Annotated in this window: 18 protein-coding genes, 2 tRNA genes and 1 pseudogene; 13 read left to right on the top strand and 8 right to left on the bottom strand. The window is 39.1% G+C overall.

The features are described 5' to 3' along the window. Window positions 1-12: 12 nt before the first annotated feature. A complete protein-coding gene (locus BHV72_RS12415) occupies window positions 13-1,326 on the top strand; it encodes a UDP-glucose dehydrogenase family protein (RefSeq protein ID WP_005675886.1) in 1,314 nt (437 codons plus the stop codon). Between the two features lie 36 nt (window positions 1,327-1,362). Continuing rightward, the gene (locus BHV72_RS12410; protein ID WP_122295130.1) at window positions 1,363-2,160 is read left to right on the top strand and encodes a DUF4738 domain-containing protein; all 798 of its coding nucleotides are present in this window, start codon (window positions 1,363-1,365) and stop codon (window positions 2,158-2,160) included. A gap of 4 nt (window positions 2,161-2,164) precedes the next feature. Here BHV72_RS12410 and BHV72_RS12405 read toward each other — a convergent pair whose 3' ends face one another. Continuing rightward, the gene (locus BHV72_RS12405; RefSeq protein ID WP_005675884.1) at window positions 2,165-3,427 is read right to left on the bottom strand and encodes a DEAD/DEAH box helicase; all 1,263 of its coding nucleotides are present in this window, start codon (window positions 3,425-3,427) and stop codon (window positions 2,165-2,167) included. A 47-nt stretch (window positions 3,428-3,474) separates the two neighbouring features. Further along, on the bottom strand, window positions 3,475-4,704 hold the full coding sequence (gene serB / locus BHV72_RS12400) for a phosphoserine phosphatase SerB (RefSeq protein WP_005681036.1): 1,230 nt from the start codon (window positions 4,702-4,704) through the stop codon (window positions 3,475-3,477). Window positions 4,705-4,946: 242 nt separating this feature from the next. Here serB and BHV72_RS12395 point away from each other — a divergent pair, with 242 nt between their 5' ends. After that, window positions 4,947-5,450, top strand: coding sequence for a thioredoxin family protein (locus tag BHV72_RS12395; RefSeq protein ID WP_286856111.1), 504 nt, complete (start codon window positions 4,947-4,949; stop codon window positions 5,448-5,450). 162 nt (window positions 5,451-5,612) lie between these two features. On the opposite strand, the gene BHV72_RS12390 is transcribed toward BHV72_RS12395, so the two are convergent. Genes BHV72_RS12390 through lon form a run of 3 tightly spaced genes read right to left on the bottom strand, consistent with a single transcriptional unit; the run spans window position 5,613 to window position 10,309 of the window. Continuing rightward, window positions 5,613-6,710: an LptF/LptG family permease gene (locus BHV72_RS12390; protein ID WP_005675881.1), complete on the bottom strand. Its 1,098-nt coding sequence runs from the start codon at window positions 6,708-6,710 to the stop codon at window positions 5,613-5,615. Window positions 6,711-6,713: 3 nt separating this feature from the next. Then, window positions 6,714-7,844 carry a tRNA guanosine(34) transglycosylase Tgt gene (gene tgt / locus BHV72_RS12385; RefSeq protein WP_005675880.1) on the bottom strand — a complete coding sequence of 377 codons (1,131 nt, stop codon included), beginning with the start codon at window positions 7,842-7,844 and terminating at the stop codon, window positions 6,714-6,716. Continuing rightward, the gene (gene lon, locus BHV72_RS12380; RefSeq protein WP_022043037.1) at window positions 7,841-10,309 is read right to left on the bottom strand and encodes an endopeptidase La; all 2,469 of its coding nucleotides are present in this window, start codon (window positions 10,307-10,309) and stop codon (window positions 7,841-7,843) included. The genes tgt and lon overlap by 4 nt, the downstream gene beginning before the upstream one ends. A 214-nt stretch (window positions 10,310-10,523) precedes the next feature. On the opposite strand from lon, the gene BHV72_RS12375 reads away from it, so the two are divergent. Then, window positions 10,524-11,234, top strand: coding sequence for a tRNA1(Val) (adenine(37)-N6)-methyltransferase (locus BHV72_RS12375; protein WP_286856110.1), 711 nt, complete (start codon window positions 10,524-10,526; stop codon window positions 11,232-11,234). A 192-nt stretch (window positions 11,235-11,426) separates the two neighbouring features. Here BHV72_RS12375 and BHV72_RS12370 read toward each other — a convergent pair whose 3' ends face one another. After that, window positions 11,427-11,621: a hypothetical protein gene (locus tag BHV72_RS12370; protein WP_005675876.1), complete on the bottom strand. Its 195-nt coding sequence runs from the start codon at window positions 11,619-11,621 to the stop codon at window positions 11,427-11,429. 167 nt (window positions 11,622-11,788) lie between these two features. Here BHV72_RS12370 and BHV72_RS12365 point away from each other — a divergent pair. The 3 genes and pseudogenes from BHV72_RS12365 to BHV72_RS12355 all read left to right on the top strand — a co-directional run. Then, a pseudogene (locus BHV72_RS12365) lies at window positions 11,789-11,932 on the top strand (methyltransferase); the annotation flags it as partial. A 128-nt stretch (window positions 11,933-12,060) separates the two neighbouring features. Then, window positions 12,061-12,135 (top strand) — tRNA-Pro (locus BHV72_RS12360). 35 nt (window positions 12,136-12,170) lie between these two features. Then, window positions 12,171-12,245: transfer RNA gene (locus tag BHV72_RS12355), tRNA-Pro, on the top strand. Between the two features lie 349 nt (window positions 12,246-12,594). Here BHV72_RS12355 and BHV72_RS12350 read toward each other — a convergent pair. After that, a complete protein-coding gene (locus BHV72_RS12350) occupies window positions 12,595-13,872 on the bottom strand; it encodes a sensor histidine kinase (protein WP_286856109.1) in 1,278 nt (425 codons plus the stop codon). Then, window positions 13,869-15,245 carry a sigma-54-dependent transcriptional regulator gene (locus BHV72_RS12345; protein WP_286856108.1) on the bottom strand — a complete coding sequence of 459 codons (1,377 nt, stop codon included), beginning with the start codon at window positions 15,243-15,245 and terminating at the stop codon, window positions 13,869-13,871. Before BHV72_RS12345 ends, BHV72_RS12350 begins: the two co-directional genes overlap by 4 nt. Window positions 15,246-15,453: 208 nt before the next feature. Between BHV72_RS12345 and BHV72_RS12340 the strand changes: the two genes are divergently transcribed. The 6 genes from BHV72_RS12340 to BHV72_RS12315 are packed head-to-tail and all read left to right on the top strand — an operon-like array spanning window position 15,454 to window position 26,178. Continuing rightward, window positions 15,454-16,926, top strand: a complete 1,473-nt coding sequence (locus tag BHV72_RS12340) for a TolC family protein (RefSeq protein WP_286856107.1) — start codon at window positions 15,454-15,456, stop codon at window positions 16,924-16,926. A gap of 50 nt (window positions 16,927-16,976) precedes the next feature. Beyond that, the gene (locus BHV72_RS12335; RefSeq protein ID WP_005675869.1) at window positions 16,977-18,227 is read left to right on the top strand and encodes an efflux RND transporter periplasmic adaptor subunit; all 1,251 of its coding nucleotides are present in this window, start codon (window positions 16,977-16,979) and stop codon (window positions 18,225-18,227) included. Between the two features lie 23 nt (window positions 18,228-18,250). Next, window positions 18,251-20,629 carry an ABC transporter permease gene (locus tag BHV72_RS12330; RefSeq protein ID WP_122264263.1) on the top strand — a complete coding sequence of 793 codons (2,379 nt, stop codon included), beginning with the start codon at window positions 18,251-18,253 and terminating at the stop codon, window positions 20,627-20,629. Between the two features lie 12 nt (window positions 20,630-20,641). Next, window positions 20,642-23,041: an ABC transporter permease gene (locus tag BHV72_RS12325; protein WP_286856106.1), complete on the top strand. Its 2,400-nt coding sequence runs from the start codon at window positions 20,642-20,644 to the stop codon at window positions 23,039-23,041. 38 nt (window positions 23,042-23,079) lie between these two features. Further along, window positions 23,080-25,476: an FtsX-like permease family protein gene (locus BHV72_RS12320; protein ID WP_032854967.1), complete on the top strand. Its 2,397-nt coding sequence runs from the start codon at window positions 23,080-23,082 to the stop codon at window positions 25,474-25,476. 27 nt (window positions 25,477-25,503) lie between these two features. Then, complete coding sequence (locus tag BHV72_RS12315; RefSeq protein WP_005675863.1) at window positions 25,504-26,178, top strand: ABC transporter ATP-binding protein; 675 nt, start codon at window positions 25,504-25,506, stop codon at window positions 26,176-26,178. Window positions 26,179-26,180 lie beyond the last annotated feature (2 nt).

Here is a 26,180-nt window from a genome sequence, read left to right as displayed (position 1 = left end):
CAATAGATAAGTATGAAAATTGCAATTGTGGGAACAGGATATGTCGGCTTAGTGTCGGGTACATGTTTCGCTGAAATCGGTGTAGACGTAACATGCGTTGATACAAATAGTGAGAAAATAGAATCTTTGCAGAAGGGGATTATTCCAATTTATGAAAACGGATTGGAAGAAATGGTACTTCGTAACATGAAAGCAAAAAGGTTGAAGTTTACTACATCACTCGAAAGTTGTCTGGATGATGTGGAAGTTATATTCAGTGCTGTTGGTACACCTCCGGACGAGGACGGAAGTGCTGACCTGAAATACGTACTGGAAGTTGCCCGTACCATTGGCCGCAATATGAAACAATATAAATTGGTAGTAACAAAGAGTACTGTTCCAGTAGGAACTGCCCCAAAAGTCCGCGCTGTTATCCAGGAAGAATTGGATAAGAGAGGAGTTAAAATAGATTTCGATGTTGCTTCTAATCCGGAGTTCCTAAAAGAAGGAAATGCAATCAGTGACTTCATGAGTCCGGACCGTGTAGTGGTCGGAGTGGAGTCAGCCCGTGCAGAGAAGTTGATGTCTAAATTGTATAAGCCATTTTTATTAAATAATTTCCGTGTGATTTTCATGGATATTCCTTCTGCGGAAATGACTAAATATGCGGCGAATTCAATGCTTGCAACCCGTATCAGTTTTATGAATGACATCGCAAACCTGTGTGAGCTGGTTGGCGCAGACGTAAATATGGTACGTAGCGGAATTGGTTCCGATACTCGTATTGGGCGTAAGTTCTTATATCCGGGCATCGGATATGGTGGTTCATGTTTTCCTAAAGATGTAAAAGCTTTGATTAAAACGGCGGAACTAAACGGATATCCGATGCAGGTACTTCGTGCCGTGGAAGAAGTAAATGAACTTCAGAAAAGTGTGCTGTTTGATAAATTAGTAAAACAATTTAATGACAACTTAAAGGATAAGACCATTGCTTTATGGGGATTGGCTTTTAAACCGGAAACGGATGATATGCGCGAAGCCCCGGCATTGGTATTGATTGATAAGCTGCTGAAAGCCGGTTGTCAGATACGTGCATACGACCCTGCTGCCATGCAAGAATGTAAACGTCGGATTGGAGATTCAGTTTATTATGCTTGCGATATGTATGATGCAGTACTTGACGCTGATGCTTTGATGTTGGTGACTGAATGGAAAGAGTTCCGTTTGCCTTCATGGGCGGTTATCAGAAAAACAATGGCACAACAGATTGTGTTGGACGGTCGTAATATATATGATAAAAAAGAAATGGAAGAACTTGGATTCGTTTACTCATGTATTGGTAAATAAGATAATAAGAGTATCTTTACTACAAAATTGAGACAAATGATAAAGTATGTGGCAATATCGTTAATAGCTATCTTTCTTATGGCATGTACCGGCAATAAGAATTCGTATTTTTCCGAGGAGGAGAAGGAAGATTCGAATGCCAAGGAAATGTTGCAGGGGATTTGGCTGGACGATGAAACGGAGAGCCCGTTGATGCGCGTAGAAGGAGACACAATTTTCTATGCAGACTCGCAAAGTGCTCCAATTGCTTTTAAAATTATACGGGACACTCTTTATACTTATGGGAATGATACGACTTATTATAAGATTGATAAGCAGGCAGAACATATATTCTGGTTTCATTCCATAACGGATAATATCATTAAGCTGCATAAGTCGGAGGACTTTAATGATTCATTGTCTTTTGTCCGTGAGGAAGTGGTTATTCCCACCTATACTGAAGTAACCAAACGCGATAGTGTAGTGATTTATAATGGCGCTCGTTATCGTGCTTATGTATATATTAATCCTTCCAAGATGAAAGTTATCAAAACAACTTATTCTGAAGACGGGATTAGCATGGACAATGTGTATTACGACAATGTGATGCACATTTGTGTCTACGAAGGCAAGAAAAGTTTATTTGCCAGTGATATAACGAAGCAAATGTTTGATAAGGTTGTGCCCGAGGATTTCTTGGTACAGGCTATTTTATCTGATACCAAGTTTTTAAAAGTAGACCGGAATGGTTTTCATTATCAAGCCATTTTAGCCATTCCGGAGAGTTCTGTATATAGTATAGCAGAGTTGGAAATCAGTTTTGACGGTACTCTGACTATTGCTTCAACCAAATAAAGATTTAGTTCTGCCTGGGAGAGGGACGGTTGTTCCCTTTTCCTCCTCCATTGTTTCTTTTTCCTTTGAAGTTTCTTCTCTTTGAATAGTTGCCGCCCTTATTACTAAAAGAACGTGGCTTATATTCGGGAGCTTCACCTAATTCTGTTGGAATAGGAATTTTATAGATTTCTTTTTCAAGGAAGTTCTCTATACTTTTAAAGTTACTCTGCTCTTTTTCACTGACAAATGTAAGTGCAACCCCATCGTTGTTGGCCCGTGCCGTACGTCCGATACGGTGCACATAATCTTCACTATCATGAGGAACGTCAAAGTTGATAACCAGGCGGATATCGTCAATGTCAATGCCGCGTGCCACGATATCCGTAGCTACTAATATATTAATTCTTCCGGCTTTGAAATCATGCATAACTGCTTCTCGTTGGACTTGTTCAAGATCCGAGTGCATTTCTCCTACATTCAGCTTCATTGATTTCAAGGCTTTTGTCACTTCCTTAACCTTGATTTTAGAAGACGCGAAGATAATAACACGTTCGGGAACTTCATCCATAAAAAGGTTACGTATAATTCCCAACTTTTGATTCTCGTAGCAAACATAGGCAGCCTGGATAATTTTATCGGCAGGCCTTGAAACTGCAAGTTTTATTTCCGATGGATTATTCAGGATGGTATTTGCTAACTGCTGGATTTTGGCAGGCATTGTCGCAGAGAACATGATAGTCTGCCGTTCTTTCGGCAAGTATTTCACTATCTGCATAATATCATCATAAAATCCCATATCGAGCATACGGTCCGCTTCGTCCAATATAAAATAAGAAACCTTGGAAAGATCTACATATCCAAGACTTAAATGAGCGATTAAACGTCCGGGAGTAGCAATAACTACGTCAGCTCCTAATGTAAGCCCTTTTTTCTGTTGTTCGAACAGGATACCGTCGTTTCCACCATATACCGCCACACTTGATGCAGGCATAAAATAGGAGAAACCTTCCATTTGCTGGTCGATTTGTTGCGCTAATTCCCGGGTAGGAGACATGATAACACAATTAATCGCATCCTCCGGATGTTTACCTTCGGATAGTTTATTCAGTACGGGAAGCAGAAATGCTGCCGTCTTACCTGTACCTGTCTGTGCCACTGCTATCAAGTCTTTACCCTCAAGTATGATTGGAATTGCTTGTTCCTGTATAGGTGTACATTCGTCAAATCGCATGGCATCGAGCGCCTCAAGCACATTTGCATTAAGTTGCAGTTCGGAAAACTTCATTCTTTCAATTTATTTGTTAGCAAAGATAAACTATTTTTCTCTCTCAATTACATATTCAAATAAGAATCTTTGAACCCTAGGAAATAGAGTACTCCATCAAGTCCGATAGTGTTAATGGATTGCTTGGCATTTGCCACAACTTTGGGTTTGGCATGAAATGCAATGCCGAGTCCGGCAATTCCTAACATCGGCAGATCGTTTGCACCGTCTCCTACAGCAATTGTCTGTGCAATATCCACTTTCTCGACCTGAGCTATCAATCGGAGTAGTTCAGCTTTCCGCTTCCCGTCTACCACGTCTCCCAGATAACGTCCGGTCAGTTTCCCGTCAACAATTTCCAACTCATTTGCATATACATAGTCGATGCCGTATTTCTTTTGCAGGTATTGACCGAAATAAGTAAACCCTCCGGAAAGGATAGCAATTTTATAGCCATATTTCTTCAGTACATACATCAATCGGTCCACACCTTCTGTAATAGGCAGACTTTCTGCAATCTCCTGCATCACAGACTCGTCCAGTCCTTTTAAGAGTGCTACACGACGCGTAAAGCTTTCCGTGAAGTCTATTTCTCCCCGCATGGCACTTTCTGTAATAGCTTTAACCTGATCACCTACACCGGCACGGATAGCCAATTCATCAATAACTTCTGTTTCAATCAATGTAGAATCCATATCGAAACAAATTAGGCGGCGCATACGGCGGTACATATTATCTTGTTGGAAAGAAAAGTCCATTTCCAGTTCGCTTGCCAGTTTCATTAATCCTTCCTGCATAGCAACTCGGTCTTTGGGAGTGCCTCTCACGGAAAATTCGATACAGGCACGGGTACGTGTGTCTGTCTTGTCTTCATCTAATGGGATACGACCTGTCAGACGCTTGATAGCATCAATGTTCATACCTTGCTCGGCCAATATCTTGGTAGCTGCGGATAGTTGCAGCGCAGAAAGTTTGCGCCCCAACACAGTCAGGATATAGCGGTTTTTACCTTGCATACCTACCCAATTCTCATACTGTTCGGTCGTGATTGGCTCAAACCGAATCGTGACTCCCAATGAAGAAGCTTTAAACAACAGTTCTTTCATGATGAACCCGGAATGTCTTTCTTCACTTTTGAAAAGGATACCCAATGACAATGTGTTATGAATATCCGCCTGACCGATGTCGAGAATGGTAGCATCATATTTGGCAAGTATTTCAGTCACGGATGAGGTCAGTCCCGGGCGATCTTCACCAGTAACTCGAATCAGAATTAATTCAGTATTTGATGGTTGCATAAGAAATAGACTTTAATCCTGCAAAAGTAGAGAAAAAAGTTCGTTTTTATGCTAAATAACATAAAAAGTTATACTCAAAAAGTAAGATTTTTGCTTGTTTTTTTGGAAGTTAATTTAATAATTACTTACCTTTGCACTTAATCAGCGGATTCCTCTTCGCCTGATGCCTGAAAAGACAACGTTTCGGGAAGAAACCACTGTTTAAGGACAGTCCCGGATAGTATTAACTAAAACCGAATTACATGAAACATGTAAAATGGATTTTTGTTGTATTACTGATTTGTTCCTTGACCGCTTTCGTTGAGAAAGACAAACCGACCGGAGGTTTGAGTGAGGGTGATGTAGCCCCTGATTTTAAAATCGAATCTACATCAGAAGAGCAACCTGCATTTAAACTGGCTAATATGAAAGGCCGTTATGTGTTGCTAAGTTTTTGGGCAAGTTATGATGCGCAGTCCCGGATGCAAAATGTAAGTTTGAGCAATGTGCTTCGTTCTTCCCGTAATGTGGAAATGGTTTCCGTATCGTTTGACGAATATCAGTCGATTTTCAAGGAAACCGTTCGTAAGGACCAAATAGTTACGCCCACTTGCTTCGTGGAAACAGAAGGCGAGGACTCCGGATTGTTTAAGAAGTACCGTTTGAATCGGGGGTTCACTAACTATTTATTGGATGGAAATGGTGTTATTATAGCCAAAAACATCTCTGCTGCAGATCTTTCTGCTTATGTAAAAGAAGTCGGTTGACGATTTTGGAAATGTAAGGAGAAAGAGGTATTTTTCGGTTCGCTGTCTGGCGAATAATGAAGAATAGACAAAAGAGGAAATGGATACAACAAAAAAGTTCCGCCTACACTTGCTTTCAAGCAGGAATAGGCGGAACTTCTATTTTATATATTCTTTATCCTTCTATTTAGGCGCCTTCTGGTACAGGAAGAATGCGATACCCGCATAAAGGATGTTGGGAATCCACACAGCGATAACAGGAGGTACGTTTCCATTAATAGCAAAAGTTGAAGTAATTGTCTGGAATAAGATATAAGAGAAACTCAATCCTAATCCGATACCCAGATGAAGTCCCATACCGCCTTTTGTTTTCCGTGACGAAAGCGAAACACCAATAATTGTCAGAATGAAAGAGGCGAATGACATGGCAATTCGTTTGTGATATTCAATCTCAAATTCCTTAATATTGGCAAATCCCCTTCGTTTCTGTTTCTCGATATAATCACTCAATTGAGGACTGGTCAGCATTTCCTGTTGGTTCTTCATAATCAGGAAATCGGATGGTTCCATGTTGATTATAGAGTCGATTTTGTCTCCTTTGGTGATTTTTTCCTTTAAACCGTCTAATTCGCGTACCATATAGTCATGGATAGTCCATTTGTGGACGGTAGCAGTATCATAAGTTATACGGCGTGCGGTCAAATGTGAAACCAGTTTTTTATCGACAAATTTATCCAAAGAGAAACGGTTTCCTGTCTTCATTGCGTTGTTATAGTTATCTATATATGCAATGACACCACTATCCACTTCCAACTGTACGTTACGTGCCGTATTCTGCTTTTTAGGTTTGATGTACCTATCTTCAAAGTTCAGGCGCGTCACACTTCCTTTAGGAATCACATACGAGCTTAACATGAATGTTGTTAATGCAATAATGGCAGCAGAAATCATGTACGGACGCATCATTCTCTTAAAACTCATGCCGGTAGAGAACATGGCAATAATTTCAGAATTTTCCGCCAGTTTGGAAGTAAAGAAAATAACGGCAATGAATACGAACAGCGGACTGAACAGATTAGAGAAATAGGGGATAAAGTTCATGTAATATTCAAAGATGATTTTACTCCAAGGAGCTTCATGCTCCATAAGCTTGTCCATCTTCTCGTTGAAGTCGAACACTACTGCAATAGAAATGATTAATGCAATAGCAAATACGTATGTCCCCAAGAACTTCTTGATGATATACCAGTCCAGCCGTTTTATAAATCGATTGCTTTTCATTCCTTATAATCTAGTTGATACTCTTTTAACCATCATCGGTTTCCAAGTAGAAAAATCTCCGGCAATGATATGTTTCCGGGCTTCACCCACTAACCATAGATAGAATGCCAGATTGTGTATGGAAGCGATTTGCATTGCCAGCAGTTCTTGTGCGTGGAAAAGATGACGCAGATATGCTTTACTGTATAGAGTGTCTACGCTGGAAGCTCCGTCTACTTCAATAGGAGAGAAGTCCATTTCCCATTTTTTGTTTCGCATATTAATGATTCCATCTTTTGTAAACAGCATGCCATTTCGTCCGTTTCTTGTAGGCATCACGCAGTCGAACATATCGACTCCCCGCTCTATGCCTTCAAGAATATTGACAGGAGTGCCGACTCCCATTAAATAACGCGGTTTGTCTTTGGGAAGAATTTCATTGACGATCTCAATCATTTCATACATCTTGTCTACCGGTTCGCCTACCGCAAGACCACCGATAGCATTCCCGTCGGCACCTTTAGAAGCTACAAACTCTGCAGACTGCTTACGCAAGTCGGGATAAACACATCCTTGCACGATAGGAAAAAGAGATTGATTATAACCGTATTTAGGTTCGGTTTCATTAAAACGTTGTATACATCGGTCGAGCCACCTATGTGTCAACCCTAGTGACTTTTTGGCATACGCATAGTCCGAGTCTCCCGGAGGACATTCGTCAAAAGCCATCATGATATCGGCTCCGATCGTACGTTCTATATCCATGACTTTTTCCGGCGTGAAAATATGCTTGCTGCCATCGATATGAGAACGGAATTCAGCACCTTCTTCCCGTAATTTCCGGATTCCGGCGAGGGAAAATACCTGAAAACCACCGCTATCAGTAAGCATAGGACGGTCGAATCCGTTAAAACGATGCAGGCCACCTGCCTTTTCAATCACCTCTAGTCCCGGACGAAGATATAAATGGTAGGTGTTCCCCAGAATAATCTGCGCTCGAATATCCTCTTTCAGTTCTGTCAGGTGTACTCCTTTAACTGTGCCCAGTGTACCCACAGGCATAAAGATAGGGGTTTGTATTTGCCCGTGGTCTGTTGTAATCAAACCTGCACGGGCATTACTTTTAGTGTCTGTATATTGTAACTCAAATGTCATTCCTGGCTGGGTTTCTTAACAGATAAATCAATGGCGTCCGCCACTTTTTCGTTTGTCAGAGCTATTGCAAATACCTCCTTTATGTCATTTACATAGTGGAAAGTCAATCCTTTCAGATAGATATCCTGAATTTCATCAATATTTTTCTTATTCTCTATACTCATGATGATCTCCTTGATGCCGGCACGTTTGGCGGCTAGAATCTTTTCCTTGATACCACCTACGGGAAGCACTTTACCACGGAGAGTTATTTCTCCTGTCATGGCAATATTAGCTTTCACTTTTCTTTGTGTCAATGCGGAAGCCAAAGAAGTAGCCATAGTGATACCTGCTGACGGTCCATCCTTAGGAATTGCGCCTTCAGGAACGTGGATATGAATATTCCAGTTATCAAAAATATCTTCGTTAAGCTGCAAAAGTGAAGCGTGCGACTTGATATATTCAAGTGCAAGCATAGCAGATTCCTTCATTACATCTCCCAGATTACCGGTTAATGTGAGACGTCCGCCCTTGCCTCTGCTCAAACTAGTTTCAACAAAGAGTATTTCACCTCCTACAGCTGTCCATGCCAATCCGGTCACTACACCTGCGTAATCATTTCCCTGATATTTGTCACGTGTATATTCCGGTGCACCTAAAAAGTCATACAAGTCTGTCGGCTTAATTTCCGTTTTAGCAAAATATCCGTCCGTTGCATACTGACGTGCAGACTTACGAAGAATCTTGCCAATCTTCTTTTCCAGTTCACGGACACCGCTTTCGCGGGTATATGACTCTATGATAGCTTCCAATGTTTCTTTCGGAAGTTTAATATCACTCTTCTTTAATCCGTTAGCTTCCAGTTCCTTGGGGAGTAAGTGTTTACGGGCAATCTCAATCTTTTCTTCCGTGATATAGCCGCTGACTTCAATTAGTTCCATACGGTCGAGCAATGGACCGGGGATTGTATTCAAGTTATTGGCAGTTGCAATAAACAAGACTTTTGACAGGTCATAATCTACATCCAGAAAGTTGTCGTGGAAAGAAGTATTCTGTTCCGGGTCGAGCACTTCCAACAAAGCAGACGACGGGTCGCCCTGGCGGTCGGCACTCACCTTGTCTATTTCATCCAGAATAAAAACAGGGTTGGAAGCACCGGCTTTGATCAAGCTTTTGATGATTCGTCCCGGCATAGCACCGATATATGTTTTACGGTGTCCGCGAATTTCTGCTTCATCGTGTACGCCTCCTAAGGACATACGTACATATTTTCGTTTTAATGCAGACGCTATGGATTTTCCGAGGGATGTCTTACCAACTCCCGGAGGACCGTATAGACAGATAATAGGTGATTTCATGTCACCTTTCAATTTTAGTACAGCTAAATGTTCCAAAATACGCTCTTTCACTTTTTCCAGTCCATAGTGGTCTTTATTCAATGTCTTCTCTGCATTCTTTAAATTCAGATTGTCTGTCGTATAAACTCCCCACGGAAGGTTTAGCATGGTTTGAAGGTAGTTAAGCTGAACACTGTAATCCGGAGATTGCGGATGAGTACGTTCCAACTTGGCCAATTCTTTCAGGAAAGTTTCTCTGACCTCCGCATTCCAGCGCATACGTTCCGCCTTCTGACGCATTTCTTCAATTTCCTGTTCCTGACCGCTACCACCCAACTCGTCCTGAATCGTTTTGATTTGCTGTTGCAGGAAATATTCGCGTTGTTGCTGGTCGATATCTTCACGGGCACGCATTTGAATAGATGCCTTGATTTCAGCCAACTGGACCTCACGGTTTAAGATTTCCAATAGGTGATAAGTACGTTCACGCAATGAGTTAATGCTTAATAAATCCATTTTCTCATCTTTCTTGAACGGAAGATTCGAACAAATGAAATTAACCAGGAACATTGAATTATTAATGTTCTTGATAGCAAATGCCGAGTCCTGGTGCATTACATCTGACGATTTGATATAACGCATTGTCAAGTCCTTGCAGGTTTCTACCAAAGCTTGAAATTCCTTGTCGTCTTTACTTGGAACATCTTCTTCCAAGAGTTCAATTTCACCTTTTAAATATGGATGAGTCTCTGTGATGTCTTTTAGAATCAGACGTTTCATTCCCTGAAGAATAACAGTCGTTGTTTGATCCGGCATTTCCAGCACACGTACAATCCGTCCTACAGTACCCACATTATGTAAATCCTCCAACTTCGGGTCTTCCGTATGGGCTGATCTTTGACATACCACTGCGATGTCCTTATGCTTTTTCTCGGCATCACGTATAAGCTTGAGTGAGGATTTTCGTCCTACTGTTATAGGAAGAAAAACTCCGGGAAACAACACCATATTACGAAGGGGGAGGACCGGAAGAATTTCACCAGATTTGACATTCACTTCAAATGCTTGCTCGTCGTTGCCATCATAGTCAGTAATCAGCGAGAAGCCATTGTTATCACCTACATCTTCCAATAAGTATCTTTCTTTCATCTTTTCGTTTTAATTTAGTTTATGTCATACAAATATGCATAAATCGTTTGCAAAGTTAATTGATTCTCTCTAATAATAAAGCACTGTTAGAATAAAAACACAAAAACAATGCCAAAATATAGAGCGATCGGAGAAGTATTCCATAATAATTATTTATTTTTGGCGATTTCCAGTAAAATAGTAGAATAAAACAGGTTTAAAAACAAGTGATAAAATGTCAAATCCTTATTTTCAATTTAAGCAGTTTACGGTATGGCATGATAAGTGTGCTATGAAAGTTGGTACGGACGGGGTACTTTTGGGAGCGTGGACTTCTGTTCAAGGTGCGCATAATATTCTGGATGTTGGGACAGGAACCGGGTTGGTCGCTTTAATGTTGGCTCAACGTAGTTTGCCGAATACAAATATTGTAGCATTGGAAATTGATGAAGCTGCTGCCGGGCAGGCTAAGGAAAATATTGTTCGTTCTCCTTGGAAGAAGCAGATAGAAGTAGTACAGGCTGATTTTAGAAAATATCAATCTCCTGAGAAGTTTGACGTGATTGTTTCTAATCCTCCGTATTTTGTTGATTCATTAGGATGTCCAGATCAACAAAGAAATTCTGCCCGGCATAATGATTCTCTGACTTATGAGGAATTATTGGAAGGAGTAACCGGTTTATTGACAGAAAATGGAACTTTTACGATTGTGATTCCGAAGGATGTAGCTGATAGAGTAAAGATGATAGCTTCTGAAAAGAAATTGCAGGCAGTCCGGCAACTAAATGTGATAACTAAGCCCGGTGGTATTCCTAAACGTACTCTGATTACCTTTTCTTTTTCTAATCAGGAATGCATTGTGGAAGAACTATTGACAGAAGTTGCCCGGCATCAATATAGTAAGGAATATATAGCATTGACTCGGGAATATTATCTTAACATGTGAGTAGGGGATTTGTATTCTCTCGATATTAATGTATTTAAAATGATAAATAGAAAGAATCTGATATCGCAAGTACTATAGCTTTTCTCGTCTTTTCAATAGAATTGATGCAATAATGTTTTTTATGATTTTTAAGAGAAATCGTTTTTTTAAGAGATTGACTTCTAAAACAATCATAAAAGACAGAGGATGAATTCATCCTCTGCTACCCAAGCTGTTTGTATCAGGATTTAATTCTTTTACAGCCTCTTCTACTACTTTCTTGGTCGGCTTGCGATAAACCTCTGCCTGTTGTACCGGCATTATCTCATTCATCATTCTTTCATATCCTTTTTGTTCTAACAAATGAATTTCTTTTTCATTTGTTTCTTTTTGTTTTCTTGTTTTCATATGGTTTTTATTTTTTAAGTTTCTACTTTGAAAACAGAAAACAGCAAAAGATAGTTCATTTTACCAGAATATATTTTCGATTAATTCATCTCAATAAACGCATTAATACATATCTTTGTCCATGTAACAGATCCCTCTTTACTTAAATTATGAAAGAAAATAAGTATGATAGTCTTCTTCAAACAGGATTTGAAATATTCGAATTAATAGAACCACAACCGAACGAAGTGATGTTGAACACTATTCCGGAAATGAAAGATGAGCTTCGACGTCCTATGATGCTTTTGATTTCTGCCAAAAAGAAATATTGAAATGCAAACGAATGAATTTCAGGGTATTGAAAAATAATAAGTAAAAAACATCCGTTTAGCTATTGTCAATTAAAAAATACTCCCTATCTTTGCACCGCTTTTGAAAAGAACAATCCTTCAGAAAGTAGCGGGGTGTAGCGCAGTCCGGTTAGCGCACCTGCTTTGGGAGCAGGGGGTCGTGGGTTCGAATCCCGCTACCCCGACTACAAAGAAAAAGGAAGTTCTGTTAAAAGTTTTTCGGGGTGTAGCGCAGTCCGGTTAGCGCACCTGCTTTGGGAGCAGGGGGTCGTGGGTTCGAATCCCGCTACCCCGACGAAAATATTAAGTCAAGAAATTTAGAAATAAAAAGCTGATGCATACTATGTTTCAGCTTTTTTTGTTTTATACAAATGATAAGTTGATTCTACTTTGTTTGTGACAGATAAAGAAGGCAATTCTTTGAATTATCTTTGAACTTGTTTATAGATATATATTTCTATTTGTTCATCATCTATAATATAAAGCGGTGCTTTAGGAGAGATAAAGCATAGCTTTACGATATCTAAAGCTATGGGTTATGAATCAGAAACAGATACTTTCTTTTATTTATCGGGGATAGAAGGTGAAGACCTCTCTTTCATGAGTTTTTCATATTATCCACAAGATACACAAAAAGACTGCAATTATTTAGGAAAAGTGAGAATAAACTTACTTCCTTTACCTGATTCTGATTTTACATTAATACTCCCTTCATGTAAAGTCATAATTTGCTTACATAAACTAAGTCCGATACCGGAACCGGATGTTTTGGTAGTAAAGAAAGGTACAAATATCTTATCAAGAACATCGGGCAAAATACCTTCCCCATTGTCAGATACTGTCAGAAGCTTATTGCCAGCAGGCGAAATTATTACTTCTACCCGAATATCCTTATCAGATTGCCTACCACAGGCTTCACGGGCATTTTTCAATAAATTGATGAGAACTTGCTCTATTTGAGCCCGATCTATATATAAGGTTAGGTCTGATGAAGGGATTTCAAAATGGATATATTCTTCCGGGAATAATTTCTTTAAATCCATACACAGTTCCGTGATAGAAACTTTGGTGCAGACAGGAGTAGGGATTCGTGTCAAGCGACGATAATTTTCAACGAACTCCAATAATCCTTTGCTTCTTCTATGAATAGTCTGCATGGCTTGTAACATAATGGAATATTCTTTTTCTCCAAGCAGTTTGGGTATCCCCCTTTCGCTCAGTGTTTCTGAAAGAGAGATAATCGGTGTGATAGAATTCATTATTTCATGCGTCAATACACGTATCAGCTTTTGCCAGGCTTCCATTTCATTTCGTTCCAGTACGGAATGGATGTTTTTCAGGCTGATTATTTGTTGCTCTTTTCCTTGTGTTACAAATTTCGTACAAGAAATAGCCATTTCCAAAACAGTGCTGTTTTGTTCAATACGAATAATAGGAATATCATTAATTGCAGAAGCTCTCAGGAGTGCTTCCGGTAATTGTGAGATCTGTCCTAAATGCGTGATAGCAGCTTGGTTCATCCATTCTATATGTCCGGCTTTGTCGGTAACAAGTACGGCTGTATCTACCTTATTTAATAAGTTTTCGTAATATTGATGTTTGATTTCCTCTGCTAATAATCTTCCCCGAAAATCTTTTAGGCTCTCTGAAAGTTCTTTTGCCCACTCATTCATTATTTTATTTTTAAAAGGCGGGTGGAAAGTTTGCATCATGTCATTGTATCGAAGTCCGTCTGTCAGCCGTCTCAATAAAATTATTTGCTTGAATTGCATACGGTATAGGTGTATACCAAAGGTTATTAATAGTATGATGCAGATAACGGTACTGAACCATAACTGTTTTTGAAACAACAGGCAACTTCCGATAGAAAGCAGCATTATAAATAAGATGTGTAAAATCACTCTGATTGCAAATCGTTTCATAGGCCTAGTTTTTCAAGTTTACGATATAGGGCAAAACGGGTTATGCCCAGATACTCGGCAGCACGGGAGATATTCCCTTCGCTGAGTTTCATTGCTTTCTCAATAGCTTGACGCTCCAGTTGTTCCAGATTCAGTATCATTTCTTCTTCCTTCCTCTGTTTAGGACTGGCATGGAAAAGAAAATTCTCCGGTTTTAATAAAGAGCCGTCTCCTAATATAACAGCGCGCTCTATTGTATGCTGCAATTCGCGTACATTTCCGGGCCAGGCATACTTTAACAGTTTGTTTTTGGCTTCCCGAGTCAGGCCACGCATATCTTTTTTATATTTACGTGCATACCGTTGTAGAAAATATTCAGCTAGTAGAATAATATCATTTCCACGTTCACGGAGTGGAGGAATATGTATTTCAATGGTGTTGATACGATAGAGCAAGTCCTGGCGGAAATTTCCTTCGTCCACTAGTTGACGGATGTCCGCGTTTGTGGCACAAATCAGGCGGACGTCAATAGGAACAGTCTGCGTACTGCCTAAACGGTTGATTTGTCGCTTTTCAATAGCTGTCAATAACTTCGATTGCATAGGAAGTGAAAGGTTACCGATTTCATCCAGAAACAAAGTTCCGTTAGTGGCAACTTCCATTCGTCCGGCTTTTGATTTTTTTGCGTCGGTGAAAGCTCCTTTCTCAAATCCGAACAGTTCGCTTTCAAAAAGTTGTTCGGGAATACTTCCCAAGTCAATAGTGACAAAAGGTTTGCCGTATCGGGGAGAGCAGCGATAGAGAAGACGGGCGATTACGTCTTTTCCTGTTCCATTTTCTCCTAAAATAAGGATATTGGCATCTGTGCTGCTTAATTTATTTATTGTGGTGAAAACTTCCTGCATGGCAGGAGATTCTCCTATAATATCTCCTTCCGAAGAATTCTGACCGCTAAGTAATTCTACCTGCTCCTTCAAAATGTTTACTTCCCGTTGAGAGTGACGTAATCGCATTCCGGAAGTAAGAGTGGCCAGTAGTTTTTCCTTTTCCCACGGTTTGGGGATAAAGTCTGTTGCACCGGCTTTGATAGCCCGTACTGCTTTATCAGTATCTGCATAGGCAGTCATAAAGATGACAATCGCTTGCGGATCGATTTTCAATATTTGCTTCAAGCTTTCGAATCCTTCCTGACCACTAATAGCGTCACGGCTAAAATTCATATCTAATAAAATAAGATCAGGTTGAAAAGTGGTCATGAAATGTTCGATTCGGTCGGGAGTGGTGGCTACCTTTATTTTTTCTGTGTAAGGTTCCAACAGCAGGTTTAGAGCGAAGAGGACATCTTCGTTATCATCTACTATAAGTATCTTTCCCAGTTTGTTTACTTCTTCCATTCTTTTAGCTAATTAGAATATAATCTTTTTCCTTTACTGCACCGGCAAAGATATGGATAATAATCATGTGTTGTATGTGCGATTACGCACTATTTTCGTGCGTATTTGCACGCTATTTTAAAAAGAAAAACAAGTATATTTCATTGATATACAAATATTTATATAAATGGCACAGGTTTTGAATTATAAATAACAAATAAAACTAAGAATGAATCTGAAAATAATCTGCATAAGTATTGGAATCCTGGCGACGGAATTATTGGCTGCTCAAGATCAGACAACAGAACTGTCATTGGAACAAGTTGTGAAGATTGCTCGTCTAGAGTCTCCCGATGCGCAGACGGCACGTCATAGCTTCCGTTCGGCTTATTGGAATTATAAATATTATCGTGCCAATTATTTACCGACTTTGAACTTGACATCCGATCCTAATCTGAATCGTGCCATTAATAAGATAACAATGGGGGACGGTTCCGTTAAGTTTGTTGAGCAGAATTTGTTGAATACTGATCTGACTTTGAATCTTTCACAAAACATACCTTGGACAGGAGGTTCCTTGTTTCTTGAAACGTCCGCACAACGTATGGATTTGTTCAGCGAACATAAATATTCGTGGCAGACTTCACCTATCATGATAGGATACCGGCAATCGCTTTTCGGCTACAATAGTTTGAAATGGGATAAACGAATAGAACCGGTACGCTATCAGGAGGCAAAGAAAAGCTATGTAGAGACATTAGAACTTGTATCTGCCAATGCGATTAATAAATTTTTTGCTCTAGCCACTGCCCAAAGTAATTATGACATAGCATCCTTTAATTATGCGAATGCCGACACGTTATATCGCTATGCACAAGGACGTTACAATATCGGGACAATAACGGAGAATGAAATGCTGCAACTGGAGCTTAACCTTCTTACAGAAGAAACAAATCGTATGAACGCCCGTATTGAAATGGATAACTGTATGCAGGAACTCCGTTCATATCTGGGCATTCAGGAAGAGAGGGAGATTCGTGTACGTGTCAGTTCCCGGATACCGGATTTCAGTATTAATCTGAATGAGGCGCTAGCATTGGCGTATGAGAATAGCCCGGATATACAAACGATGAAACGGCGCAAGCTGGAAAGTGAAAGTGCGGTTGCGAGAGCCCGTGCCAATGCAGGTTTGAAAGCAGACATTTATCTTCGTTTCGGACTGACACAGACAGCGGATAAATTACCAGAGGCTTATCGAAACCTTTTAGATCAACAATATGTAAGTTTAAGTATCTCCCTACCAATTTTAGATTGGGGACGGGGAAAGGGACAGGTACGGGTAGCCCGTTCTAACCGTGACCTGGTTTATACGCAGGTGGAACAAAGCAGGACGGATTTTGAATTGAATGTCCGTAAACTGGTGAAGCAGTTTAATCTGCAAACGCAACGTGTCCGTATCGCTGCCCGTACAGATGAAACCGCCCAACGGAGGAATGAAGTTGCCCGTAAACTTTATATATTGGGAAAATCTACCATTCTTGATTTGAACGCTTCCATTTCAGAAAAAGATAGTGCACGCCGTAATTATGTATCGGCTTTATACAACTATTGGAGTTTGTATTACACACTCCGTAGCATGACACTTTATGATTTTGAGAGTAACAAGTTGCTGACGGAGGATTATAATCTCCTCATTGAATAGGATAGAATGATTTTTTATAATTGATATAAATATAAAAACTATATAACCTCATGGATATAAAATTAGAAAAGAAACCGTGGTACATTCGTTATAGATACTATCTGACAGGAGGACTTTTGTTTATCTCCTTTCTGATTTATGTAATCGTCCTTTCATTAGGTCCCAGGAAGCTGCGTGTTGATGCCGAGAATATTCAGATAGCGGAAGTGAAAGATGCTGACTTTATGGAATATGTAGATGTAGAAGGACTAATTCAACCTATATTGACAATTAAAGTCAATACCCGCGAAGCAGGAAGTGTAGAAAGCATAGTAGGTGAAGAAGGCAGTTTACTTCAGCAAGGTGATACTATTCTTATTCTTTCTAATCCGGACCTACTTCGTAACATTGAAGATCAGCGTGATGAATGGGAAAAACAAATGATTACCTACCAGGAGCAGGAGATTGAAATGGAGCAAAAGAGCCTGAATTTGAAACAGCAGGCCTTGACGAATAATTATGAGCTTGAGCGTCTGAAAAAAAGCATTGCTCTTGACCGTGAGGAATATCAAATGGGAGTAAAGAGTAAGGCCCAGTTGCAAGTAGCTGAAGATGAGTATAATTATAAACAAAAAAATGCAGCTTTGCAACAGGAGAGCTTGCGGCACGATTCTGCTGTGACAATGATTCGTAAAGAACTTATCCGCAACGACCGGGAAAGAGAACGGAAAAAATATGAACGCGTTCATGAACGTTTGAATAATTTAGTGGTAACGGCTCCGATAAAAGGACAGCTTAGCTTTGTGAAGGTTACTCCCGGGCAGCAAGTGTCTTCCGGCGAAAGTATTGCTGAGATAAAGGTACTTGACCAATATAAAATCCATACTTCGCTCAGTGAATATTATATTGACCGGATTACTACCGGATTGCCTGCTACCATTAATTATCAAGGGAAGAAATATCCGTTAAGAATAACGAAAGTTGTCCCTGAAGTAAAAGACCGTATGTTTGATGTCGATCTTGTTTTCACAGATGATATGCCTGATAACGTAAGAGTGGGCAAGAGTTTCCGTGTACAGATAGAACTAGGGCAACCGGAGCAGACGCTTATTATCCCACGCGGCAATTTCTATCAGGCTACGGGAGGACAATGGATTTATAAGGTGAATGCTTCAAAAACAAAAGCTGTTCGTGTACCTTTGTCTGTCGGTCGCCAAAATCCGCAACAATACGAAATTACAGAAGGTTTACGGCCGGGAGATTGGGTTATTACGACGGGATATGATACCTTTGGCGATGCTGAGGAATTAATATTAAGATAAACAGACAACTTTAAACAGATAGTATGAAAACACTGAAATATGCAGTACGCTTTTTATTACGTGCGAAATCATATACGACTATCAATTTACTCGGACTGACACTTAGTCTAGCCTGTTGTATTATCTTGTCCCGTTATATTTATCGTGAAACAACAGTAGATATGCATTGTATAGACCGTAATCAGGTATATGGAGTTCAAGTGTCGTTTGATGGAAACCGGGTGTTGAGTAAGGCAGAAATAGGAAAGCGTGATAGTACTTATATAGATGACAATGTTATACTGACACGTTCAAGTGTAATATTGCTTGAGAATGATTATGTAGATTATCAGACAAATCGTTTTTCTGTACATGCCTTAATAGCTGACAATGCTTATTTCAGACTTTTTCCTTATCAAGTATTGCAGGGAGAGATTTCTTTGGAAGTTCCGGAATCAGCATTGTTAATGGAAGATTTCGCCAAAAAACTTTTTGGTAAAGAAAATCCGCTAGGTAAGGTGTTACGTTTTTCTAACGGTAAAGATATCAAGGTGACAGGTATATTGAAAAAGCCGGTAAATAAACAAACATTCAATTTCGATATAGTACTTTCTCATGCATTTTCGACAGACTGGGGACGGATGCCTTTGGAGTTTATTCAGTTTACTTCTGAGAAGGCAGTGGAACAAGCCAATCAAATAGGGAGTTATCCCCGGTTTATAAATCAAGATTCTCGTTTCGGAGATGTTCGTAAATACACATTCTCTCTTATTCCTGTCAGTCAAATGTATTGGGAGCAAGCATTACTTTACCAAACAGGGCCTAGTATGCTTGTTAGTGGGAATCGTTCTCATCTATTCATTCTTGGAGGAATTTGTTTATTGATACTGTTTGCCGGGATTATCAACTTTATTAATCTTTATTCTGTATTAATGGTGAAACGAGGGAGGACTTACAATCTTCGAAAAGTATTCGGTGCCAGTGGCAATACACTGTTTACGCAAATTTTCACAGAAAACGTTCTACTGATAGCCGTTTCTATTGTGTTTGCATGGTTTATTGTTGAAATAACATCTGTTTTTGTATCCCACTTGTTGGATAGCCGGATAGTCTATACTAAATTCGACTGGATATTGTCGATATCTATCCTGATATTCCTGTCTTTGACTGTAAGCCTGTATTCACATATAAAATGCCAGCGCTCTTTACCGGCTGTTGCTCTCAAGGCATTAGGTACCGATAAACGTTCTATTCGTTTTCGTATGATATTCCTTTTTGTACAATATGTTGTTACCTTTTTATTGGTCTTACTTTCCATCTATTTTAATAAGCAATTCAATTTGATGTTGCAGACAGATCCGGGATTCCGTACAAAAGATATAATTCAGGCAAATATGATATATGAATCGAACGATTATTCTTCGTATACATCTGAAACTGTAAACCAACGTAAAGAAAGAGTTTTAGCGATAGATCAACTGATAGATAATTGTCCGGATATCCAAAGCTGGACAACCGGTTTTTATTCTATTCTTGGGTTTGATTATTCTGCAGGATTTCGAAATGCAAAAGGAGAACTGGTTACGTTGAATCAGAGTTATGTTACCGACAGTTTCTTTAAACTCTTTGAGATTCCTTTTATTGAAGGAGATTTATCGGAAGCAGATAAAGAACAAGGAGGTGAAATTATAGTTGTCAACCGTGCCGCATTGGCTGCTTTAGGCTACACAAGTTGCAAGGGGGCTACTATAATTAATGAGCAGATGAGAAAGATAAAACCCGATTTACAGGCACAACCTATTGGTGCCGTAATAGAAGATTATTATGATAGACATGTAGGATTGGGTGCTCGCCCTATGGTATTTATCGTAAATAAACGGTTGAAGGGAGATTACTATCAGATTGCTTGTTATCCGGGGAAAACTCAGGTAGTCATCAATTATCTGAAAGATATTCAGAAAAAAGTATATGGTACGGAAGACTTTAAATATTCACTATTGGATGATGATGTGGCGGCACTCTATAAAAACGACCGGCGAATAGCCATGGTATATGCTATTTTTGCATGTATTGGAATTATAATAATCTGTCTCGGATTATTCGGTATTTCATTATTTGATATTCGTCAGCGCTATCGGGAGATTGCAATTCGTAAAGTAAACGGTGCATTGGTGAAAGACTTGTACTTGCTGCTTGGATGTAAATATTTGGTTGTATTGGGAAGCGCTTTTGCGGTATCTATTCCATTGTCCTGCTACTTGATTTATCAGTATACTAAAGCCCTTGTGATAAAAGCTCCGTTAAGCATGAATGTCTTTCTGATAGCATTGCTCGTAGTAAGTTGTATCTCTTTAGGCACACTGTGCTGGCAAATAAAAAAGGCATCACGTATTGACCCGGCCAAAATAATGAAAATAGAATAAAAATAATAATATATGATACGACACTATTTGAAAGTTGCTTTTCGTAATTTACTGAAATACAAGACCCAAAATATAATTTCTATCATCGGTCTTGCGGTAGGATTACTATGTTTCTGCATATGTATGTATTGTAGTCGTTTTGTTGAGACCACCAACCATTGTTTCAGTAATTACACTCGCATTGTGGAATTAAACCTTTATGATTATCAGACGGAAACATATTTTTCCGGTACACAAGTGGCTTTATCCGAAGAACTCCGCACATGGGCAATGGGAGAGGTGGAAGCAATTTCTTGTATGACATACTCGCGTGAACGTTCTTATCTTGCCGAAATTTCAGAGGAAAAATCATTACCATACGAACTTGAAACGATAGAAATAGATACTTTATACAATAAGGTATTCACTCCCCAAATAGTAGCCGGAAATTGGAAGACGGCAAGCCGGACATCTAATGCCGTTATTTTAAGTGAATCTACTGCCATAAAGATATTCGGTAAAATAGAAAGTGCTATCGGTAAGCATCTGACTCTGGCGCGACGACTCCATACTTCGCCTGAAAGTACTCCGAAAACAGGAGGTATTGTTTATACGGTACAGGCAGTAATGAAAGATATCCCGCTAAACAATGGTTTTAGTTTTATGACGCATACTGATGCAATGGTTCTGAACGATAGTGAAGGACTTTTCCGAAGTACGAAACGTCACGATATGACAGGAGCCAGAACCTATGTCTTGCTTTCTCCCAATACGAATATAGCTGAACTGGAGCAGCAGTTTGCTAAGCGTAATTATAGTTATACTATGTATAATCAGTCTTATGCGGTTGTTGCTAATTATATTAGCGACAGGGCACAGAAGAAAGGTGCTTTTGTGTTGGGATGGGTGACAGGAATAGTCGGTACATTGATATTACTGGTCGGACTAATCAATTTCTTTCACTTTCTGATCGGTTCTTTTCTTAATCGCACTAAAGAATACAGTATTATGAAAATGGCAGGATGTAATTGGAAACAACAATTCTGCCTGCTGTTTGTACAATCATTGATTGTGGTGGTTATATCTTCCTTTTTAGTAATATGGGGAATAGAATTGATTGGCAACCGAATGGATTTTTCTCTACAGGGCATTACAATGACTTTTCCGCCCGAAATTCTTTTGATACACGCTATGCAATATATCATTCTTCTTATATTGCTCTGTGCTGCAATTTGTCTGTTTGTATCTGTCCGTATTCGCAGAATTTCGATACAAACAGGCATTCATGGAGGAGTAAATAAACGTCGAGGTAAGCAGTGGGGACGTAACCTTATGCTGGGAATCCAGTTCTTTATCTGCTGGATATTTGTATCATTCACTGTCGCATTGTTTTTACAGTCGGAGAAAACAACCCAAACATTGTTTCATACGCTTAACCAAAAAGAAAAAGAAGCGATTCTTAGCATTCCATTAGACTATTCGTTTATGAAAAATGAAGAGAAGTTAAGTGTGGTAGAACGTTTTCAGCAACATGCAGGGGTAAAAGATGTCTTATTGGCAGATATTGCTTATACACAAGGAGTATCCGGAAACCTGTTGATGACCGAGAAAGGGAATGACAACTCCTGGACTGATATCAATATTATGTGCGTTCCGCTGAATTTCTTTGCTTTTATGAATATTCCGATAGAGGAGGGCAGAACTATCCGGACAAAAAATGACCTTGTCATGGATAAAGTATGGCAAAACAAACAAAAGAAGAATGTAATTGGAATGAATTTTTATGACCAAAATAATGATTATACCGTATGTGGAGTTTGTACTCCTTTCCAGGCTGATGTCCATTATCATAGTGGCGGCTATGCTTTTATGCTCTATGATCCTTCTGAATATGTTGGCCATTGCTATGTAAAATGTTACCCTGAACAACAAAAAGAAGTCGTAAAGTGGATTGAGAAAATCCGTCGTGAAGTACTTCCGGAGAATATATCGTATCAGGTTCGTACATTTCAAGACGACCTATATGAAATACAGGCTATGGAATATATGCTGAAAGATACTATCCTGTTTTTCGCAATCGTCAGTATCATCATTACCTTGTTGGGTGTATATTCCAGCATTACCCTCGATACTGAACGTAGACAGAAAGAAGTGGCTATCCGTAAAGTAAATGGAGCCGGAATGTCGCATATTATCTGGTTGTTTACCCGTTTGTATATAACTTTGTTGATGGTTACCGCAGCTCTATCCTTTCCGTTAGTATACCTAGTGTTACAGCTATGGAAACAAATATATACGGTATTCTTTAACTGTGGATTCTGGTTCTGGACAGGGATTTTTATATCTGTTGCTATGATAACGGCACTAACGATTTGGTTTCGTATCTTGAAGATTGCCAGAGTTAATCCGGTGGAGTCTATCAAAAATGAATAGGAAAACCATATTTGAATTAGAAAATAAAAGAAAACAAAATGATACAGCACTATTCAAAAGTTGCTTTGCGCAATTTGATGAAATATAAAACCCAAAATCTTATATCAACCATAGGCTTGGCTGTGGGACTGCTATGCTTCAGTATTTGTTTCTATTGTAGCCGCTATATGCAGAGTGTTGACCAATGTTTTAATAATTATCATCGTTTGGTAGACATCAATTTAGCTGATGAAGGTAGGATGTTATCCGGTACTCCTGCAATATTGGCGGAGAAGTTGACAAAAGAATATGGACATGAAGTAGAAGCATATTCCAGAGTTGCTTATGCACGGCAACGGCCTTTTGATGTGTATACAAATGATGAAAAGAAACTACCCTATACATTTGAATGCATAGAAGTCGACTCGTTTTTTAATCGTTTGTTCACTCCGACTGTTGTGGCAGGTTCGTGGAGAGTGGCAGCCTATACTCCTAATGCGGTAGTAATAACAGAAAGTACAGCACGCAAATTATTTCCATATAATCAGGAGGCTATCGGTAAACGTATGGTGATGACAAGCAAAATATGGTCTTCTCCGAAAACAACTCCTGATAGCGGAGGTATCTCATACACAATTCAGGCTGTGATTAAAGATATTCCAGCCAATGTCAGTATGAACTTCATGCGGACAATTGAAGTTCTCATTCTGAACGATAGTGAAGGATTATTTAAAATGACCGGTAATAATGACCAGACAGGCGTTTATACTTACGGATTGCTTCATGAAGGCAGAACAGCCAAAGATTTAAATGAAGTGTATAGAAAGAGTAATGTCACTCACCGAATGTTTAATTGCGATTATGACCTGATTGTTTCTCCAATTGGAAAAAGTAATGGCAACTCTGACATGATAACCATCTTTAGCTCAATAACTAGCATTGTAGCAGTTTTAATCTTATTAGTTGCTTTACTAAACTTTTTCCATTTTCAGATTGGAAGTATAATCAATCGCCAACGGGAATTTACAATTCGGAAGATAATAGGAAATGATATGTTTCATCTGGCAATGATGCTTTTTGTGCAATTGTTTTTGGTCATTGTAATCGCTTCTTTATTTATGTTCGGACTCATAGAAATATTGTCTTCCGGAATGCATATTTCATTGTCTGATTTAAGTTTGTCCATTGATAGAGAGCGTTTGATGTTACAAGCCGGACAATATATTATCATTCTTCTCATAGCAACATTTGTGATCTGTTTTTCTGTTGCTTTTTATATCCGTAGGGTAAACATACAATTAGGCATGAGCAATGGGCTTAAAAGTAAAAAGCATTTCTTTCGTAATAGCATGTTAGGAATCCAGTTTTTCATTTGTTGGCTATTCGTTTCTATGACTGTCGCTCTTTATTTACAAACAAATACTACAATATCTACGCTGTACAATACGTTGACTAAAGCGGAGAAAAATAGCATATTAAGTCTTAAATTGGACTATACTTTTATGAAAAATGAAGAAAAAGTTGCGCTTGTTGAACGTATCCGGCAGTATTCAGGCGTGAAAGATGTCTTACTTTCTGAAGACGGTTACTTAAATGGTAGTCCGGATCGTACAGGCATACAATTAGATAAAGACTCGGATAGGTGGCTGGAAATAAATATAATGAGGGTAACGCCTGATTTTATTTCTTTTATGAATATCCCCTTGTCAGCAGGACAAAATATGGAAGGCAATAATGATATATTGGTCGATGAAATATTTATGAATGAAAAAGAAAATATACTGGGGACTACTCTTTATCATTATAAAGACGCTTATACTGTACGCGGTATATTGTCTTCTTTTACTCCCTCGGTTTATGCTTATAAAGAGGAGCAGACTCCTTATGTTTTCTTTCCTATGAAAGATAATGGAAATGTAGGTCATTGTTATATCAAGTGTTACACAGATAAAAAGGAAGAGGTCCGCCAATGGATGACCCAACTTTTGCAGGAAGTGTTACCGGAAAGTGTTGAGCCCGAAATAACAACTTTTTTGGATGATATCATTGAACAACAGGCCATGGAAACTAAATTCAAGAATATAACTTTATTTTTCTCTATTGTAAGTCTGATTATAACTTTATTGGGAGTATATTCAGCTATTACTCTTGACACCGAACGTCGGCAGAAAGAAGTGGCAATCCGGAAAATAAACGGAGCGGGAATAAAACAGATTATCTTACTGTTTTCCCGGTTGTATATGTTACTTTTGACAACATCGGCTTTATTAGCTTTTCCTGTGGTATACGTCATTCTCCATATGTGGAAAGAAATATATCAGATATTCTTTAATGACGGGATATTATATTGGGTAGGAATATTTGTAGGAGTAACTTTATTGACTGCACTAACCGTTATCTTTAGAATCCTAAGGATTGTACGACTCAATCCTGCGGAAGTTATCAAGAATGAATAAATTCAATAATTTTTAAATAGTACAATTATGATTAAAACAATTAATTTACAGAAGATTTTCAAGACAGAAGAAGTGGAAACTTGGGCATTGAATAATGTCAGTATTGAAGTGAAACAAGGTGAGTTTGTTGCTATTATGGGACCTTCCGGCTGTGGAAAGTCAACGTTACTTAATATTCTGGGACTGTTGGACAATCCGACAGGAGGAGAGTATTATCTGAATGGAATGGAAGTTTCGAAGTACACGGAATCGCAGCGTACAAATCTCCGTAAAGGAGTCATTGGTTTTGTATTTCAGAGTTTCAATCTGATAGATGAACTGAACGTATATGAAAACATTGAATTACCTCTGCTCTATATGGGTATCTCAGCTTCCGAACGTAAAAAGAGAGTGGAGACTGCCATGGAACGAATGGCTATTACTCATCGTAGCAAACATTTCCCCCAACAATTGTCAGGTGGTCAGCAGCAACGTGTCGCTATCGCCCGTGCAGTAGTTGCCAACCCTAAATTGATCCTTGCCGATGAGCCTACCGGTAATCTGGACTCAAAGAATGGTAAAGAAGTAATGGGGCTATTGAGCGAATTGAATAAGGAAGGAACAACGATTGTAATGGTAACGCACTCCCAGCATGACGCCGGTTACGCTGATCGCGTCATCAATCTGTTCGACGGACAAGTAGTAACTGAAGTCAGCATGTAACA

Origin of the sequence: Bacteroides sp. 43_46 (assembly GCF_001915455.1) — a bacterium.
In the GTDB taxonomy this organism is placed as follows: Bacteria; Bacteroidota; Bacteroidia; order Bacteroidales; family Bacteroidaceae; genus Bacteroides; species Bacteroides caccae.
Note: the sequence above shows the minus strand (reverse complement) of the source record. Positions and strands in the feature narration are given on the sequence as shown.